This window comes from Agrobacterium tumefaciens (assembly GCF_013337285.1).
In the GTDB taxonomy this organism is placed as follows: domain Bacteria; phylum Pseudomonadota; class Alphaproteobacteria; order Rhizobiales; family Rhizobiaceae; genus Agrobacterium; species Agrobacterium burrii.
Genome location: NZ_SUPW01000007.1, coordinates 230623 through 247811 on the forward strand (window position 1 = coordinate 230623; position 17189 = coordinate 247811).

Consider the following 17189-nt stretch of genomic DNA (forward strand, 5'->3'; position numbering starts at 1 on the left):
TGAAAGTATGATGAACGAATATCGACCTTTCGTCGGGTCAGCAGGACCGTTCGCAGCAGGCCCGAACAAGACACCTATTCCCTGCCGGCAACGAAAGTAACTTTCCTTAAGTTCACTATACAACTTTGATGAAACAGCTTCGGTGATAGAGAATGGCAGCAAGCCGGAACGGCAATGGAAGAACGACTGGAGAGCCGGCATCGTCCGAACCCTGAACGCGGCCAATCCAGCCGTCTCGCGCCGAAACCTATGCGGTCGTCTGCAAACCACCGGAACCATAAACGGTTCATAACCACGCATTCACAGCTCTTTCTCCCAATATCGGCGAGCCAGCCTGCATTCTCCTTTCGGAGCCGGTCGGCACGCGGACATCCTCACCTCAACCACTCACGAGAAAAATGCGCCTGCAAAAGATCGATTTTTCAACTCCCATCGATGCTTCACAAGTTGTATATGTAACTTTGCATGGTTTTAGGAGACAAGCAAGTGCAAAGATGATATTTTGCATGCGTCCGTAATGCTGGTTATATTTTAGGCAATCTGCCGATTTTTAGGGAGTTTAAATGCCGTTCGTGATCGAAAGCGACCTTGCTACATCCAGCGAGTATCCTTCCCTGCCGCTCTATGAGCGTGTGAAAACGCAAATCAAGGCGAAGATCGCGAGCGGCGAATGGCCCCTCCACCACCGGGTCCCTTCCGAAAACGAGATGGTGGAGATGCTGGGCGTCAGCCGGATGACGGCAAACCGCGCGCTGCGGGAACTTGCGACCGAAGGTGTCATCGTACGTGTTCAGGGACGCGGTTCATTTGTCGCATCGAAAAAAAGAAGCGCCGCCATGATGGGTGTGCGAAACATCGCCGACGAGATCAAGGAACGAGGCTCTTCCCACCAGGCGAGCCTGATCCTGGCGCAGACCGAGGTATGCGGTCCCGATCTTGCCTCGGCGCTGGAGATCGACGTTGGTGCCAAGATTTTCCATTCGATCATCGTTCATCACGAAGACGACGTGCCGATCCAGCTGGAAGACCGTTTCGTGAATGCAGCGGTTGCCCCGGACTATTTACAGCAGGATTTCAGCTCCATGACCCCGAATGCCTATCTGACGGCATTGGCGCCAATTTCCCGAACCGAACAGTTCATCGAAGCCGCAGCGCCCCAGCCATGGGAATGCAAATTGCTGGCGATCGGCCGGCACGAGCCCTGCCTGCAGGTTCGGCGGCGGACCTGGTCTTCCAGCCGCGCGGTAACATCGGTACGGTTATTATATCCCGGAAGCCGCTATCGACTCGAAAGTCAGGAATAAGGGCTGTCAATGTGGCCATTGGCCAAAGGGTCACAATCTGGCGTCTTCATCCAAGTGTGCACCATCACATCGAACCTCGCTGCGAGGAAATGGGCAAGCTACTGATTAGCTAAGTTTTTTCGAGAACTTATCTATTTTCTCATCCGCGAATACCACAGAATTTGCGGTTGTACTTTATGCTGTATTTCATCCTGTAGTTTTCTAGGTTCCGTCGTTAAGGATTTGTTAACCAAATCGAGACGAGTATTAGATTATTCTAATTACCCGCTATTGGGGTGATCCTGCGTTATGACCGAGGAAATCAGCAGCGCAGCCGCTTGGGGAGAGAGCATGAAGTTCGCAACATCAGGCTACCTATTATCACTTGCGGCGTGCGCCCTTGCGCCGTCATCAGGCATGGCGCAGGTCGCCACCTCAAACTTCACGGTACAGATCACCATTCAGGCAGCATGCCAGATAAACTCGGCCGGCAATCTGGATTTCGGCACCAATGGTGTCATCAGCAGCAATATTGACGCGACCAGTCAGGTCGTCGTTCAATGCACCTCCAGCACACCCTTCAGTCTTGGCCTGAGCGCCGGCGCCGGTTCGGGCGCCACTGTCGCCAGCCGTCTGATGACCTCCCCGGCGGGTGCCACCATTGCATACTCGCTCTATACGACTGCGGCACATACCACGGTGTGGGGCAATACCGTGGGGACGGATCGCCAGACAGGAACGGGAACCGGAGCGCCGCAAACATTCACGGTCTATGGGCGCGTACCTGCCCAGACGACACCTGCGGTCGGCGTCTATACCGATACGGTGACGGCCACGCTCAATTACTGATCGCCATAGGGAGGATCGCGCATGCGTCTTTTTACCTTAGCGGCTGCGTTTATTGCCGGTTTGAATGTCTCACCTTCACACGCCGCATCTTTGCGGGTTTCACCAGTCATTCTGGATTTAAGAGCGCCCGCGGCGGCGTCCAGCCTGCGCATATGGAATGATGCGAAAACGCCCATCAACGTTCAGGTCAGGATATTCCGCTGGACCCAGCAAAACGGCTCAGACGTCTACACCGCGGCAGGGGACGTCGTCGCCAGCCCGCCAATGACGCAGCTGAAACCGGGCGCCGAGAACCTTATCCGCATCGTCCGGCTTTCCAAAACCCCCATCAGGGCGGAAGAGAGCTATCGCGTCATCGTGGACGAATTGCCCGCTGCGGGGAGACCCCAGTCCGGCACCGTCAATCTGGTCGTTCGCCACTCCATACCGGTTTTCTTTTCGCCCGCTTCCACAGGCGATGCCGAGCCGGTCTGGTCGATAACGCCACAGGGCAAAGGTTACAGGGTGTCCGTTGCCAATAATGGTCAGAAACGGATACGGATCGCCAACCTGAAAGTTCTGGGCAGCAACGGGCAAGCGGTTGCCCAGCAGCAGGGCCTGGTGGGCTACGTGCTCGGCAAATCCGGTGCAAGCTTTCTTGTTCCGGCAACCGGCGGCAAAAAAGCTGGTGGCGCACTGAAGATTTCGGCTGAGAGCGAAGGCGGCCCCGTCAATGCGACGGCGCGCGTCAACGGCGGCTGACCTTGCCGTTTTGACGATTGCAGGTTTGACGATCTTTTCATCGAGCAGTTTATCCGTGGCGCAGGATTTGCCCCCTGCGACGCCGCCCGCTTCTTTTGCCGCAAAAGAAGCGGGGCAATTGCAGCTCGAAGTCTACATCAATGATGTTTCAACGGAACTGATCGCCACATTTCGTCAAAACGACGCCGGGTCGCTTCTTATCGAACCGGAGCAGCTGAAGAACATCGGGATTTCTCCGATTGAAAGCGCTGCAGGCGATGATGGCTGGATCGATGTCTCCAGGCTGCCGGATGTGGTGACGCATTATGATGAAAGCACGCAGTCGGTCCATTTCACCCTGCCCACGGCGGCACGGGCGAACAAAGTCATCGACGCATCCGGCAGGAGCGCTGAGGAGGAAGACGAGGATGTGCAGGACAAGGCCACAAGCGATTTTGGAGGTCTGGTGAATTACACGATCTACGGCTCGTCCGGCGGCAACAAGTGGTCGGACCTGACCGACTTCAACGGTGTCTCCGCCCTTTTGGAAAGCCGGGTGTTTGGCCCGCTGGGCGTGCTGTCTTCGTCTCAGGTCTTGAGCACATCCCGCCTGTCGCAATTTGACACCCAGCGCCTCGACACCACCTGGAGCTACTCCGATGAGGACAGCCTGACGACATACCGGGCCGGAGACCTGATCACCGGCGGGCTGAGCTGGACACGTCCGACGCGGTTGGGCGGTTTGCAGATCCGCCGAAACTTCGATCTGCGACCGGATATCGTCACCATGCCGATGCCTGAATTTGCAGGCTCCGCAGCGGTACCTTCCACCGTCGATGTCTATGTCAACAATATCCGCCGCCTGTCGCAGGATGTTCCCGAGGGGCCATTCTCCATCACCAATCTTCCGGTCATCAGCGGTGCGGGCAATGCAAGACTGGTGGTGCGGGATGCGCTGGGGCGCGAAACCGTGTCCGAAACGCCTTTTTATACCTCGCCGGATCTGCTCGCGCAGGGTCTCATCGATTTTTCCGCCGAGCTTGGCTTTGCCCGGCGCAATTACGGCACTTCGTCTTTCGACTATGATGACAGACCACTCGGTTCTGCGACGGTGCGTTATGGATTATCGGACGGGTTGACGCTGGAGGGTCACGCCGAAGGCGGTGAGGATTTCTACAATATCGGCTTCGGCGGCGTCTTCACGCTTGGAGCCCATGGGCTGGCGGCGGTTTCGGGCGCATCGAGCCGTTTCGGCGCGGAAAGCGGTTATCAGCTTTCCGCGAATGTCGAAGCCGAATTGCTTGGAGTACGGTTAAACGCGCGCTCGCAACGGACATTCGGCGACTATAACGATATGGCATCCGTTTCCGCCGATACATCGAAAGTCCGCACGATAGCCGGCCTGCTCAGTGCGCGGCCGCCGCGTGCGCTCGACCAGATTTCCGTTTCCACGCAACTCGGTTTCGATGAGACGAGCCTCAATTTCTCCTACACACAGCTGGAAACTTTCGATGAGAGAAAATCCCGGCTGCTTGGCCTTTCCGCCACGCGACCCTTCGGCGAAAACGGCAATATCTTCATCACCGCTTATAAGGACCTCGAGGACAGCCATTCCTACGGCATCTATGCCGGTCTCTCCTGGTCGTTCGGCGGCGGCGTCTCCGGTTCGGCCGGCATGTCGTCCGATGCGGACGGATATTCCCTAACGGCCGAAGTCGGAAAATCCGAGGAACAGGCGGAGGGAAGTTATGGCTGGCGTCTGCGCGGTTCGATGGGCGGCAACGATATCGCCTCCGCCTCCGGCAGTTATCGCGGCAGCGTCGCACGTGTGTCTGCCGGTGTCGATCAATTCAACCGCACGACACAGGCCTATGCCCAGATCGACGGATCGATAGCGCTGGCCGGCGGCGATGTCTTTATTGGAAACCGGATCGATGACGCCTTCGCCGTCGTGGATGCCGGCGCGCCCGGCGTCGATATTCTGCTGGAAAACCGCCCCATCGGCCAGACGAACCGACGCGGAAAAATACTGCTTCCGAACCTGCGGTCCTATGACGTCAACAACATCACGCTGGACCCGAGCAATCTTCCCGTGGATGCCCGCATCGACACGACAAAACAAACGGTCACACCGACAGAGCGCGCGGGAGCAGTCGTCAACTTCGAGGTGGAAACCGGGGGGCAGGTGGCGCTGGTGACGCTGAAGGACGAAAGCGGCCAGTTTATCGAAACCGGATCGACCGGCAAGATCGACGGTGAGCGTGACTTCATCGTCGGTTATGACGGGCAGGCCTATCTCGATAATATCGGCGAAACACATCGGCTTTCCATCACGCAACCCACGAAGGGAGAGTGCGAAGCGCAGATTACCGTTTCCCCTGCCGCCAAGACACGCGCCACCCTTGAAGCCATATGCAGGAGCGTTCAATGAAGGTTCTGACCCGCGCTGCCCTTGCCATCGCCGCTTTCCTATTCGGAACACCGGTTCTGGCGCAAAGCTGCAGCTTCAGCATGTCGGACATGAGTTTCGGCTTCGTCAACCTTACAAGCGGCAGCGCCGTGGATACCACCGCAACATTGTCGGTGACTTGCTCCAACCCTTTGTCGCTGGCGCTTTCCATCCGCATCTGCCCCAACATCAACGCCGGCAGCGGCGGGCAATCGGGCGGTATCCGACGGATGCTGCAAGGCAGTAACATCCTCAATTATCAGCTGTACCAGAATTCCGGACGCACAACGCCCTGGGGATCGGTCACCCAGCCCGCGCTCGGATCACCTCCGCCTATCGATATGGCGCTGCCTCTCCTCCTCAACAGCACGAGCCGTACCGTTTACGGCAGGATTACCGCCGGTCAGGCCGCCGCAGCCCGTGGCCCCTACCTCTCCAGCTTTGCCGGCGCCGAGACCAATTTTACCTATACGTCATTTCTTTTATTGGCACCGAACTGCTCCGACATAACCCAAAACCCGACACAGGTGCCATTCAACGTTACGGCTGCGGTATCACCGACCTGCATTGTCTCGGCGCAAAACATCAATTTCGGCAGTCATGGCGTTCTCAACACCGCAGTCGACGCAACGGGGGCCATCGCTCTTACCTGCACCAGCAACCTGAATTACAGCGTCGCCCTCAACGGCGGCCTGAGCAACAGCCCACCGGCTTCGCGCCAGATGGTGCTGGCCGGCGGATCGATAACCTACGGGCTCTATCGCGACGTCAACCGCACGAATGTCTGGGGAAGTACGGCTGGCCAAATCACCACCGGCACCGGAACCGGCAGCCTGCAGACACTGCCCGTCTATGGTCGCGTCCCGGCGCAGAATACACCGGCGCCGGGAGTTTACAGCGATACCGTCGTTGTGACGGTGAGTTACTGAGTGATGTACCGCGCCGATTACCCATGCAACGCCGCGGTAAGCCAGGACGCCGCGCGGTCGATCGTCATTGTCCTTCGCGATTTGAACGGCAGGACAACGTTGTAGTGGGTGCCGGAAGGCATTCGGGTGTCATCAAAGGGTGCCCTGATCGCCAAAAACTGGACCGTTTTTGATTGGAGTTTTTCGCGCCAGAATCCCGGCGCGGATCAGCGAGGCGACCTATTTCAATTGGCGTAAGAAATATGCAGGCCTTCTGCCTGACGATATGCGTCGCCTGAAGGCTTTGGAAGAGGAGAACAGCCGCCTGAAGCGGATTGCCGCCGACCTGACGCTGGACCGGGAAATGTTGCAAGACGTTATCCGCGCAAAGCTCTGAGGTCTGCACGCAAGCGTAAGCTGATCGGCGGGATGCAGGTTGATTGGGGGATTTCGATTGACGGGCTTGCAAAGTCCTGAGGTTCGACACCTCGAACTACCACGAAGTTGAACGGCAGGGGGTCGTCAATTCCGGTGTCGGGAGCGCGTTGAGGCAACCGTGTTAGGGCCTTCAGACAGGTGAGTGGGTCGACGCCACAGGCGCGACGAGTAAGCATCAGGCTGCAGATCACCGCGCTGGCCTTGGCGCCCTCGACGCTGTCGCTGAACAGCCACGATTTTATTCCGGTCGCAAAAACTCTGATATCGCGTTCAAGAATGTCGTTGTCGATCGGCATTCTGCCGTCACTGGTATAGCGCGTCAGAGACGCCCACTGGTTTAGAGCGTGGGACACGGCGTCATCCAGCTTGGTGTCCGGGAAGACCTTTGGCGCAATGTTGTCGAGCCACACCTTTAGGGCGTTCAGGAGGGGCAAGCTGTGCTGTCGGCGGAAACGGCGTATACAGTCGACCTTCGTCTCCCCGGCATATGGGATGTTGTCTCCTGCCTGCTTTTCGATCCGGTAGAGTTGCTCGAAGAACCGGAGTGCCTGTTCCGGCGGTACGCCGGCCCGCTCGAAGGTCTGGGCAACGCGGTAGAGCGGTGCGCCATCGACGTATTTGTGAACAAGCGTGAAGGCCAGCGTTGAAGCCGTAGCAATGCTGCCAGGCAGGGGTCGTGTCGGCATCGGAGCGATCACGACAGGCGTGTTGATCCCCCGTGCGGTCGCAATGGCGGCAAGCGTACTTGAGCCGAACATTCTGCAGAGCCTTGTTGCCCCATCCCAGATGGGGCTCGACCCAGTGAGCGCGTCGAAAAATTAAAATATTAAACTATCGCCATTGCGTATTTCTCAGATTATTTGTAGTAATAATTAGAGGTATATTGTTTATTTAGAATATTATTTGAAAAATTGAAAAAATACTTAGCCGTGATGAAATTCGAGAATTACGCGGCATTGTCGTGTGGAGGCACGTCCAAACAAGGAAGAGCCGGAATTAGGCCTCCGCGGAAGATACTACAAAAGACCCGGAAGGAAATTTGTGTGACGACATTGGCCCACGATACTGGTTCGCAACGTTCCGAAAGCGAAAATGTCGCAACTGGTTTGCGCGTTCGGCTGCTTGAAGAGCGCGATACGACCCAGGTGCGCGAAATCATGAAGCAGCATCACGCTTCGACAGTTTTTCGCGATCAGGCATTTTCGGACTGGAAGCTCAACGAGCATTTCAATCTGATCCTGTCACGCCCTCCGCGCATGGTTTGCCCTGTGGCGCTTTGGAATGGCCGGCCGGTTGGCGTGGCATGGGCAATTGCCGATTCCTATATGCTGAGCGATGGGCCTTTGTTTGTAACCGTACAGGTCATTGCTGTGGATTTGACGTTGCCTGCAATCCGTCGTGCGAAAGTGTTTCTGGCACTGGTGGCGGCCATCAAAAAATGGGCCGCGTCTCTCCATGCAAGCCACTCATTCATTCACGTGACAACCGGCTCGCGTATTGAGGCAACAGATCGGTTGATGAAAGCTGCGGGGGCTATGTTAGTGGGTGGGGCATATGTTACATAAAATTTCGAGTTTATTTTAATAAATATCATTATTATCAAAAAACACGGAATCCGCATGAAAAGGATAGCCATATTATTCGGATACACTATATATATATTATTTATTTCCTTTTTTGTACTCATTGTTGCGGGATTGTTGTGGTACGGGTTCACAGACTTAAGGGGATCTCAAACATATTTCGAGGGAAACCCTGCTGAGTACCATCTTTGGGCCAATCGCCATGTAAGGACAGCTACACCGGATATGATAATCCAAGATTATTATAATAATGGGTTTAAAACTGTATGTGTATTTCCGAATGATGAAAGCGATCCAAAGCAAAGTGCAGCTTTCGAAGGAATCTCAATAAAAAAAATAGTTGGCGGTGAGGATGTTGATGTTTTCCCGCTTGGTTATCTTTTTCGTGTTTACTGGGTCAATAAATCTGGTGAAGCAATCGTGTGGAACTTTGATGAGCGTCGATTTGCTATCTCGTTTGGACCGGAACCACGGAATCACGACAAATTTGGTTGCAGGTTTGATTTGGTTGCTCGTGTTTCTTTTACAATTAAGGACGGAATTGTGGCGGCGTACATAAGTGATAACCATTTGGGGATAAGTGATGGATTGGTGGAGTGACGTTAAAGAATGGTCTTATAGCAACTTTACCCCTGCAGGTTGGGAAGATTGGGCCAAGTCTCAAAACGCTCACTATCAAGACGCAGCGGTAAGTTTGAATTCTAAAAACAATTTAGGATTTACCACGGAGAATATGGACTCATTGAAGCACACTATCGCCGCAGCTTATGGGGCCAACGCTGAAGGTAGATTTACTACAAGTCTTAGAGGATATGGCAATGAGATTGTTGCCGGAGCGAAAGGGAGAGACGGGTGGAATGAACACATCAAAGATATGTATAATAATGAGGTGGGGATGGCCGCGGCTTCGTGGCTGAAAGGCAGTCTAAATCGACCGGCCACCAACGCAGACATTGATGTTGTAGTAAGTCGACTAGCCAGAGCCGGCGAAATCGAGCGATCTGCTACCAAGTCAGAAGGTAGTTGGGGAAACGCGTTGAAGGCGGTCGTCTACCTTGGCGTTCCATTGAATTATGCCGCCCATCGCAATGTGTATGCTGCCTTAGACAAAATGAAACCAGACATCCTCAATGAGTTGAAAATGTCAGCTCAGTGCTTCCCTGCTGATGTTCTCATCACATCCGGCTCCGGCAAATCTGTATTCATATCCGACCTTCGTATCGGCGACGTCGTTTTAGCTTTCGATCCATCAACTGCCCTTGGGCGCGGCGCCTTCGTGCCGCGTCGGGTTACGCATCTGTTCCGCAATGTGACGACGTCTTGGCTGAAACTGACGTGGCAGGAAGCCGGCGAACCGCATGAACTCATCTGCACCCCCGGCCACCATTTTCTCGATCAATTTGGCAATTTCCCACCAATCGAAGAATTGATAGCGGCAGGCCGGGCGACCCTCGTTCTAGCATCGGGCGAGCTTGTCGAGGTTTCCGCCGAGCGCATTGTTTATTCGGTCGAGACGGCTGATCTGTTCGAGAAGGCCAAAGTCCAGGGCGCGGTGGCGGGCGCCACCGCCTTTCAGCCCGTTGTTGTAGAGGGCTGGCAGACTTATAATTTCGAAGTTGAGGACCTTCACACCTACGTTGCTGGTGGTGTGCGAGTTCACAACATTTCCGCCGATTGGGCGCACGATGAGGATCGAGCTCTTGCAAAAACCCTACAGGCTCTCGTTGTCAGTAAGGTACCTATCGAATATGCGGTTAGCCTCGGGCAAGGCGTCAGGGGTGTTGATGAAGATCGACGGACGGGGCAGCTTGTTGGCTTTACAACGGCCGGTCGCGCCATTCCATTAGATCGTACGGTTTATACTACTTTGCTTGCCGAGCGTGGCGGCGAGACCGCTTCTACCATAGACCGAGCTGAAATCGCAGCGCGCGGAGCAATAGAAAGAGGCGCTAGCAGATCTGATGCTCGAGCGGCGGCCTATGGCGAGGCGCAAAGGTGGGGTCTCGATACATACGAAGGCTTTGACCAAGTAATAGACCGTGCGATGAGACAACAAGCTGCTTCTCGAGGGACGAAAACCGGCGCGCAACCGTCCGGTTCCTCCGGCAAGGGCGGCGGCGGTGACGGCCAGTCGGAAAATTCCAGATCCTCAAGTAGATCGGAATCGTCCTCCGGCAGTTCCGGCAAGCCAATTCTTCTCGATCTAAACGGCGACGGTCTTTCCATTGACAGGCTGCGTGAATCCTCACAATTCATCGATTTTGACGGCGACGGTTATCTGCGACGCACGGCTTGGGCACAAAATGGTGACGGCGTACTCATTCTGGATGCAAACGGCGATGGCGTGATCACAAGGTCCAGCGAATTTGTATTTACGGATTGGGACCCGTCAGCTTCCGGCGATCTGGAAGCCGTCAAGAATGTTTTCGATACGAACCGGAATGGCAAGCTCGATGCTGGGGATACGCGTTGGAATGCGTTCAAGGTGTCGATCAATGGTCAGCTCAAATCATTGAAGGAACTGGGCATCGCGTCCATCGATCTGACGCCCAAAGGTAGCGGGCAGAGTTTTTCCGACGGCTCGGCGATTGTTGGTACGACCACTTTCACGCGGTCTGATGGCAGCACGGGTATGGTGGGTGACGCAATCCTTGCAAACGATCAAAACGACTACAAAATTTCTCGCTCAACCACGAAGAATGCCGATGGCACATCCAGCGAACTGATCGTCGGTTACGCCAAAGACGGCAATGTCGCGTTCCGCAATCTGGTTGGCAAAAGCGCAAACGGTTCGACCGTCACGACGAAATTCGATGATGATGGTGACGGTATTTTTGAGCGCAGCCAGAGCAAGTTTGTTTCGATCGAAATATCCGGAAATCGTATCGAGACCGTCAAGAATTTCAACCCCGACGGCTCTTTGACCAATAGCGATAAAACCGACAGAAGCCCTAATGGGCGAAAAATCACGACAACACTCGACAAGAATGGAGACGGCGCGGCGGACGAACGGCAGCTGCTGGAAAGTTTTGCAGATGGTTCTTCCCGGACAATCACTCAGCAACTGCATCTGGACGGCGCGGCATCGAAAACCGTTATCATAAATGTCTCCGCCGATGGTTTGAGCAAAACAACGTCCACCGATCTGACGGGCGACGGCGTTGCGGACCGTTATGTTTCGGACATCAAGACGTCAGGAAAAACGGCGCAGGAACGGGTGGTTACCGAGCTCGCGGGCAACGGCGCCCTCCTCTCCAAAGAAACCACCACGACCACGACTATCGCAGCCGCTGTAACAACTCTGACCGACAACGATTTCAATGGCGACGGCAAGCGCGATCGCTATGTTCAGGAACGGACATCCACTGATAACGTCGGCGACGTCATCACGAAACGCACGAGCTACAGCAGTAACAACGCCGTTCTGAAAGAGGAAGTTTTCCGAGTAACGGCTGACGGGCGTTCAAACTTCAGTTCTACAGATATCGACGGCGACGGCAAAGTCGATACCTATACCTCTGATATCATCGCTTTGGATGCTGCAGGCGCCTGGGTGCGGACCAAGAGAGCGAGAAGCGCCGCCGGACCGCTTCTTTCCCAGTGGACTTTCAAAATGCAGCCTGATCGCAAAAGCTACATAGAAACATTCGATATAAATGGCGACGATTTGTTCGATAAAAGTCTGGTTATGACGACCGGATCCGACGGGGCCACCACCACGACGGAAACACGCTTCAATACCGACCGCTCGGTCGTTTCCCGTTCGTCGATTGTTACGTCATCGAATGGTAATTCTACAACAGTCACGAATGACGCCAATGGCGATGGCGTCATTGATAGTAAGATTGTCACCACGAAAATCACGGCACCTGACAAGAGTTCCACCGTGACGACACAGACCCTGACGGGGAATGGCAAGCTTGTCTCGCAAACGATATCGAAGACAAGCCCGGATGCGACGAGCCGGAACTTTTCCGAAGATCTCGATGGCGATGGAGTTGCCGATCGCCAGACAGTCGATAGCGTCGTGCTCAATAGCGACGGCAGTCGTCAGAGAACGGTCACGATCAAAAGCCGCGATTCGACGCTTCTCGAGCGCACGACGACCGATATTTCCGCCGACCGTCGAACAACTGTCGTCACAGTCGATTCCAATGGCGATGGGATTGTCGATCAAACCACAAAAGAAAGCACGCTTGCCGACGGCCAAACCGTGATTGAGGAAAAACTCTTCACGCGAAGTGGTCAAGCCTATAAATCTTCCACGAAAACTGTGAGTGGCAACGGTTTAAAAACCACCGTCGGCACTGACACCAATGGCAACGGCGTGATTGAGTTTACAACCGTTACCGGGACCGTCATGAATGACGACGGAAGCCGAACCGAGACAACCAAAAATGTCAACGCCAATCAGAGAACCTTCTCCAGCTCCACGAAGATAGCGAGCGGCAACGGGCTTGCCACCACCGTCGAACAGGACCTGAACGGGAGTGGCAAGGCGGGAGATGGTCGCGTCGTACAATCCACCACTTACAATGCAAATGGGTCGATAACGAAATCTGAGTCCAGCTATAGCGGCAAAACTCTGATCAGCAGGCAGGAGACCGTGACAAGCGGTAACGGCCTGGGCACCGTGGTTTCGCGCGATGTCGACGGCGACGGTGATCTGGATCGGGTTCTTACCACGCTCCGGGTCATCAATGCGGATGGCTCAACCTCGGATCAGGAACTTGTCAAATCAGGCAATGGAAAACTGCTGTCAAAAACGATGACGACTGTCAGCACGGATCAGAAAAGCAAACAAACGGACTCTGACACGAATGGTGACGGCATCGTCGATCGTCGCATGACAACGTCCATCCGTGCGGATGGCGTCGAAAGCCAGACGACCGAAACGCTGTTTCGTCCCGGAACAGTTTCCAGCCGCCATGTAACGGAGGTGTCGGCCAACGGCTTTTCCGCATCCTGGCGCACCGATCTTGACGGTGATGGGACCTTCGAGGTGACCGGCACTGATATCAGTGCGATTTCAGTAGATGGTGGCCGAACAAGAACAGTTTCCCGGACGCGTAGCTACGATGGTCAGTCCCTTAAAGAAACGACTTTCACAAGTGCGGACGGTTTGACAAAGCGTGTCTCGTGGTCTGAGGGCTCTTCCGTCAAAAAGACCCAGCTGGACGTGAAAGTGCTGGAAGGCGACGGCGACACGACGCAAACGACCACGATAACAAAATCCGACGGTACCCTTGCGAGCCGTGAGGTCCGGAAGGAATCGAAACATGGTCTTGTTTCGACGCTTTCGCGCGACACCGATGGTGACGGCAAAATCGATCAAGAAATTACAAAATCGGTGCAAATCGATGGCAGCATAGAGCAAAAATACAAAGACTTTGCCGTAGACGGCAGGATAGCTGCCACAAAGACGGTAAACAGCCGCCTGGATGGCGTTGCGCGTGAGATCGTTGAATACGATTTCAACGGCGATGGTGTTCTGGACAAAAAAATCCAATCCGAAACCATCATCGGAAACGAGGGTGAAAAAGGCGTATGGTCGTTTGACTGGGTCATGACTAAAAGTGGCTGGAAACTCACCAATAGGTGGTTTTCCAATGAAAACGCGGACGGTCTCCACACTCTGAAAGACTTCGATATCGGCGGGGATCTTTCCAAGGACTACTATACGGTCGACTGGACACGGTTCGAAGAAAACGGCGAAAGGTTCCGAACTCTGGATGCTCGCCGCAATGATGTATTGGAGAGCAGGCGCGTTATCGCAACCAGCGCGAACGAGTTGACGACCATCACACTGAAGGACATGACTGGAGCCGGAAAGTTTGTGCGGACATCCACCGATGTTACCGTCCATACTCCTGACGGAATGCTACAACGAACGGTTCTCAACGTCAGACCTGACGGAACCGAATTGTCGCACTTAACGACGACCACGACGGCGGACGGTCAAACAACAGAAACAATTGAACGACGGGCCGGCCTGGCCCCGCGCAAGACCCGCTCATCTACCACTCTCCTGGCTGACGGCTCCACTACCGATGAAATTGCGCAATTTAGTATCGATAACCAACTGCTTAGTAAAACCTCAATTATAACACGCCCCGATAAACGAAGAAAAGTAACGTCTATCGACGCCGATGGCGACGGCATCATCGACCAGAAGCGAGGAGAAACACTGGAATGGTGGGGAGAAAAAATATCGGACACGACGAATTTTGGAGCGAAGGGCGCCGTTCTTCAGCGTATCGTTTCGGTGACGGCGGCGGACGGTCTTTCCTCGTTCATGACATGGGACTTGAATGGTGACGGGATCCTCGATCAGAAAAGAGTCGAAACAATCAGGCTGAACGCCGACGGCAGCCGTTTCATCACTCAGACCGACACCGATCTCATCAAGAAGAAAACCAAATCCGTTTCCACCGACGCTATGAGAGCAGATGGAAGACTTCGTACGATCTCCAAGGATCTCAACGGCGACGGTGTTTTTGACCAGATCGAGACCATAGAGACGACAATAACGGGCCAGACAAAATCAAAAATCGCTAACAATGTCACAGCCCGCGACATCAAATACCTGACGCCCGGTGGAGTAATCTGGAAAAATGCGATTGCGCATTTCGTGGAAAGCGAAAACTCTCTCGATGGTGATGTGCGGACCTCACGTTATGACTATGATGGGGACGGCAAGTTCGAGACTGAGGTGATCTCCCGCTCCAATATTGATGGCTCCGTTAGCGCCGACGCTGTGGAAACAACCGCCAGCGGTTCCGTTGTGGCGAAGGGATCGATATTCACTGCGGCGGACGGTCGGACGACCATTCTTACCAAGGATATGGATAGTGATGGCGATATCGACGAGCGGCAGACCTCCATCACCAGAGAAGATGACTCGATTCTTCTCAGAAAAGAGACGTTGCGACAGGATGGAACCGTGTCCGCTTCGGTTCTAGACCAAGTGGACTTAGTTGGAACGCTGACCTCGCGCACAACTTTCGACGATCTCGGGCGCAAAGCTCACCAAGTGACGACAGAATTTGATGGCAGTTCTCGAATAACGGCCTTCGATGCTGCCACGGGCGGCGTAACGAGCGTCAGCAAGGTGTCCTCGGCGAATGTTTTAATATCCGCGACCTTGTACGATTACGCGAACAACAAGGAATGGATCCGGATCGAGCAGACATTTGATGTCGAGGGCCGCAAGACTAAAGAAAAGCAGTTTCTCGATAATGGGACTTCGGTTACGATCTCCTTTGTCTCTGAATTTGACGGTGCCGGGCGAAAAACCATCGAGAAGCAATTCCTCGATAATGGGACTTCGATCACGATTTCCTTTGTCCCTGAAACCAGCGCGCAGATGAAGTCCGAGCATTTCGATGCGGCTGGTGTGAAAACAGGGTCGATCGAATACGACGTCCTCAACACTCAGCCTTGGCGCGAAATGCAACTTTCCTACAATGCGAGCGGCAATGTATTGACCCAAACTGAATTTAAGGACGATGGGGTCAGGATCGAATACACCTACGATGCAGCAAGCACTCAAAGTTGGTCGAGGCGCAGTAACCAATTTGATAGTTCCGGTCGTCATTCGTCTTTCTATCAACTCAACGATGACGGTACTGCGAATGCAATGACACTGGATGCGACCAACGTGCAACCGTGGTCGAAAGTTGAGCAGCTGTTTGATTCCGTCGGACGAATGACCGTTAATGTCGAATATATGGATAACGGATATCGAACCGACTATACATATGATCCTGCCGACAGTCAGCCTTGGCAACGTTACACTAGTCAATTCGACAGCAATGGGCGACATTTTTATTCCCATCAACTGAATGATGATGGCACCGCAAACGTACTTCATCTGGATGTGACGAATGTGCAACCTTGGTCAAAAGCGGATCAACTATTCGATGCGGCCGGGCGAATGACCATTAATATCGAATATTTGGATAACGGACATCGAGTTGAATACGTATATGATTCTGCTAACAGCCAAGCTTGGAACCTATTCTTTAATATGTATGATGGATCAGGAAACAACTACTATACTCAAAGACAATACGATGATGGAACGGTTATATTCATAGAGATAGATGTCTACGATACCAAAAATTATTTTCGACGATACGAGAGAGATCAAGATAGCTCTGGACGGATTAACTATATTGATGTTGTATACGATGACGGCACAAGAAAGGTCACTTTATTTGGCGATATGTGGGGTCGGTGGGAAGAAAAAAAAGTACTGATATTTGACAGAGAGGGAAGTATTACTTGGGAATATGACCAATATAATCAGCCCGAACCCTACCAAGGTTTTCACGAAAGTGACCAAGACATGAGCCCGGTCGTTATTGATCTAAACAATGACAGCCATATCGATTTGAGGCCGATTAGTCTGAGTAGCGACGGCCCTGCGACTGGTCCGACCCATTTTGACTGGGACGGAGACGGTCTAAGCGACGCTACTGCCTGGGCTGGTCCTCAAGATGGCTTCCTTGCGATTGACTTGGCGGTAGACGGCTCCTCCGGTCCCGACGGTCAAATCAACCAAGCAAAAGAACTCGCATTCACCCTATGGCCGACAGAAGAGCAAGGCGCGACCCACTCTGACCTGCAGGCACTTCGACTTGTCTTCGATACCGATAGCGACGGTTTGCTGAGTGTCGAGGATGCCCGCTGGAGTGAATTCCGGATCTGGCAGGATATTAACCAGAACGGGGTCAGCGAGGCTGGGGAGCTTTCGGCGCTCGATCAGCTTGGTATCAAATATATCAACCTGATACCGACGCCCGAGGGCGCCAGGAATTTTGCCGATGGTTCGGCCATAACCGGGACGAGCTTGCTCGAAAAACTTGATGGTAAAACGCAGCTCGTAGGAGACGTCAGGTTGGCCTATCGGCCTTCCCCGGCCTTTGCCTGATCATTTGCTTGTTGATTTTCATAG

At 53.9% G+C, this 17189-nt stretch carries 8 protein-coding genes and 2 pseudogenes; 9 read left to right on the forward strand and 1 reads right to left on the reverse strand.

What is annotated here, in order from left to right; all coding sequences use genetic code 11:
- Nucleotides 1-563 precede the first annotated feature (563 nt).
- The 6 genes and pseudogenes from hutC to FCH38_RS18890 all read left to right on the forward strand — a co-directional run.
- The gene (gene hutC / locus FCH38_RS18865) at nt 564-1304 is read left to right on the forward strand and encodes a histidine utilization repressor (protein WP_149901308.1); all 741 of its coding nucleotides are present in this window, start codon (nt 564-566) and stop codon (nt 1302-1304) included.
- A gap of 330 nt (nt 1305-1634) precedes the next feature.
- A complete protein-coding gene (locus FCH38_RS18870; RefSeq protein WP_153515797.1) occupies nt 1635-2132 on the forward strand; it encodes a Csu type fimbrial protein in 498 nt (165 codons plus the stop codon).
- Nucleotides 2133-2153: 21 nt separating this feature from the next.
- Complete coding sequence (locus tag FCH38_RS18875; protein ID WP_174374730.1) at nt 2154-2873, forward strand: fimbrial biogenesis chaperone; 720 nt, start codon at nt 2154-2156, stop codon at nt 2871-2873.
- Nucleotides 2845-5283, forward strand: a complete 2439-nt coding sequence (locus FCH38_RS18880) for a fimbria/pilus outer membrane usher protein (protein WP_174374731.1) — start codon at nt 2845-2847, stop codon at nt 5281-5283. Before FCH38_RS18875 ends, FCH38_RS18880 begins: the two co-directional genes overlap by 29 nt.
- Nucleotides 5280-6230 carry a Csu type fimbrial protein gene (locus FCH38_RS18885; RefSeq protein WP_153515655.1) on the forward strand — a complete coding sequence of 317 codons (951 nt, stop codon included), beginning with the start codon at nt 5280-5282 and terminating at the stop codon, nt 6228-6230. Before FCH38_RS18880 ends, FCH38_RS18885 begins: the two co-directional genes overlap by 4 nt.
- A gap of 199 nt (nt 6231-6429) precedes the next feature.
- Nucleotides 6430-6704 (forward strand): annotated as a pseudogene (locus FCH38_RS18890) (transposase); the annotation flags it as partial.
- A gap of 5 nt (nt 6705-6709) precedes the next feature.
- On the opposite strand, the pseudogene FCH38_RS18895 reads toward FCH38_RS18890, so the two are convergent.
- Nucleotides 6710-7436, reverse strand: a pseudogene (locus tag FCH38_RS18895) (IS66 family transposase); the annotation flags it as partial.
- A gap of 254 nt (nt 7437-7690) precedes the next feature.
- On the opposite strand from FCH38_RS18895, the gene FCH38_RS18900 reads away from it, so the two are divergent.
- From FCH38_RS18900 to FCH38_RS18910, 3 genes are read left to right on the forward strand one after another with little or no spacing between them, the layout of a single operon-like run.
- Nucleotides 7691-8212, forward strand: coding sequence for a hypothetical protein (locus FCH38_RS18900; protein ID WP_174374732.1), 522 nt, complete (start codon nt 7691-7693; stop codon nt 8210-8212).
- Between the two features lie 54 nt (nt 8213-8266).
- A complete protein-coding gene (locus tag FCH38_RS18905) occupies nt 8267-8830 on the forward strand; it encodes a hypothetical protein (RefSeq protein WP_153515654.1) in 564 nt (187 codons plus the stop codon).
- Nucleotides 8814-17165 (forward strand): hypothetical protein, encoded by an 8352-nt coding sequence (locus FCH38_RS18910; RefSeq protein ID WP_153515653.1) that lies wholly within the window; start codon nt 8814-8816, stop codon nt 17163-17165. Before FCH38_RS18905 ends, FCH38_RS18910 begins: the two co-directional genes overlap by 17 nt.
- The last annotated feature ends 24 nt before the right edge of the window (nt 17166-17189 follow it).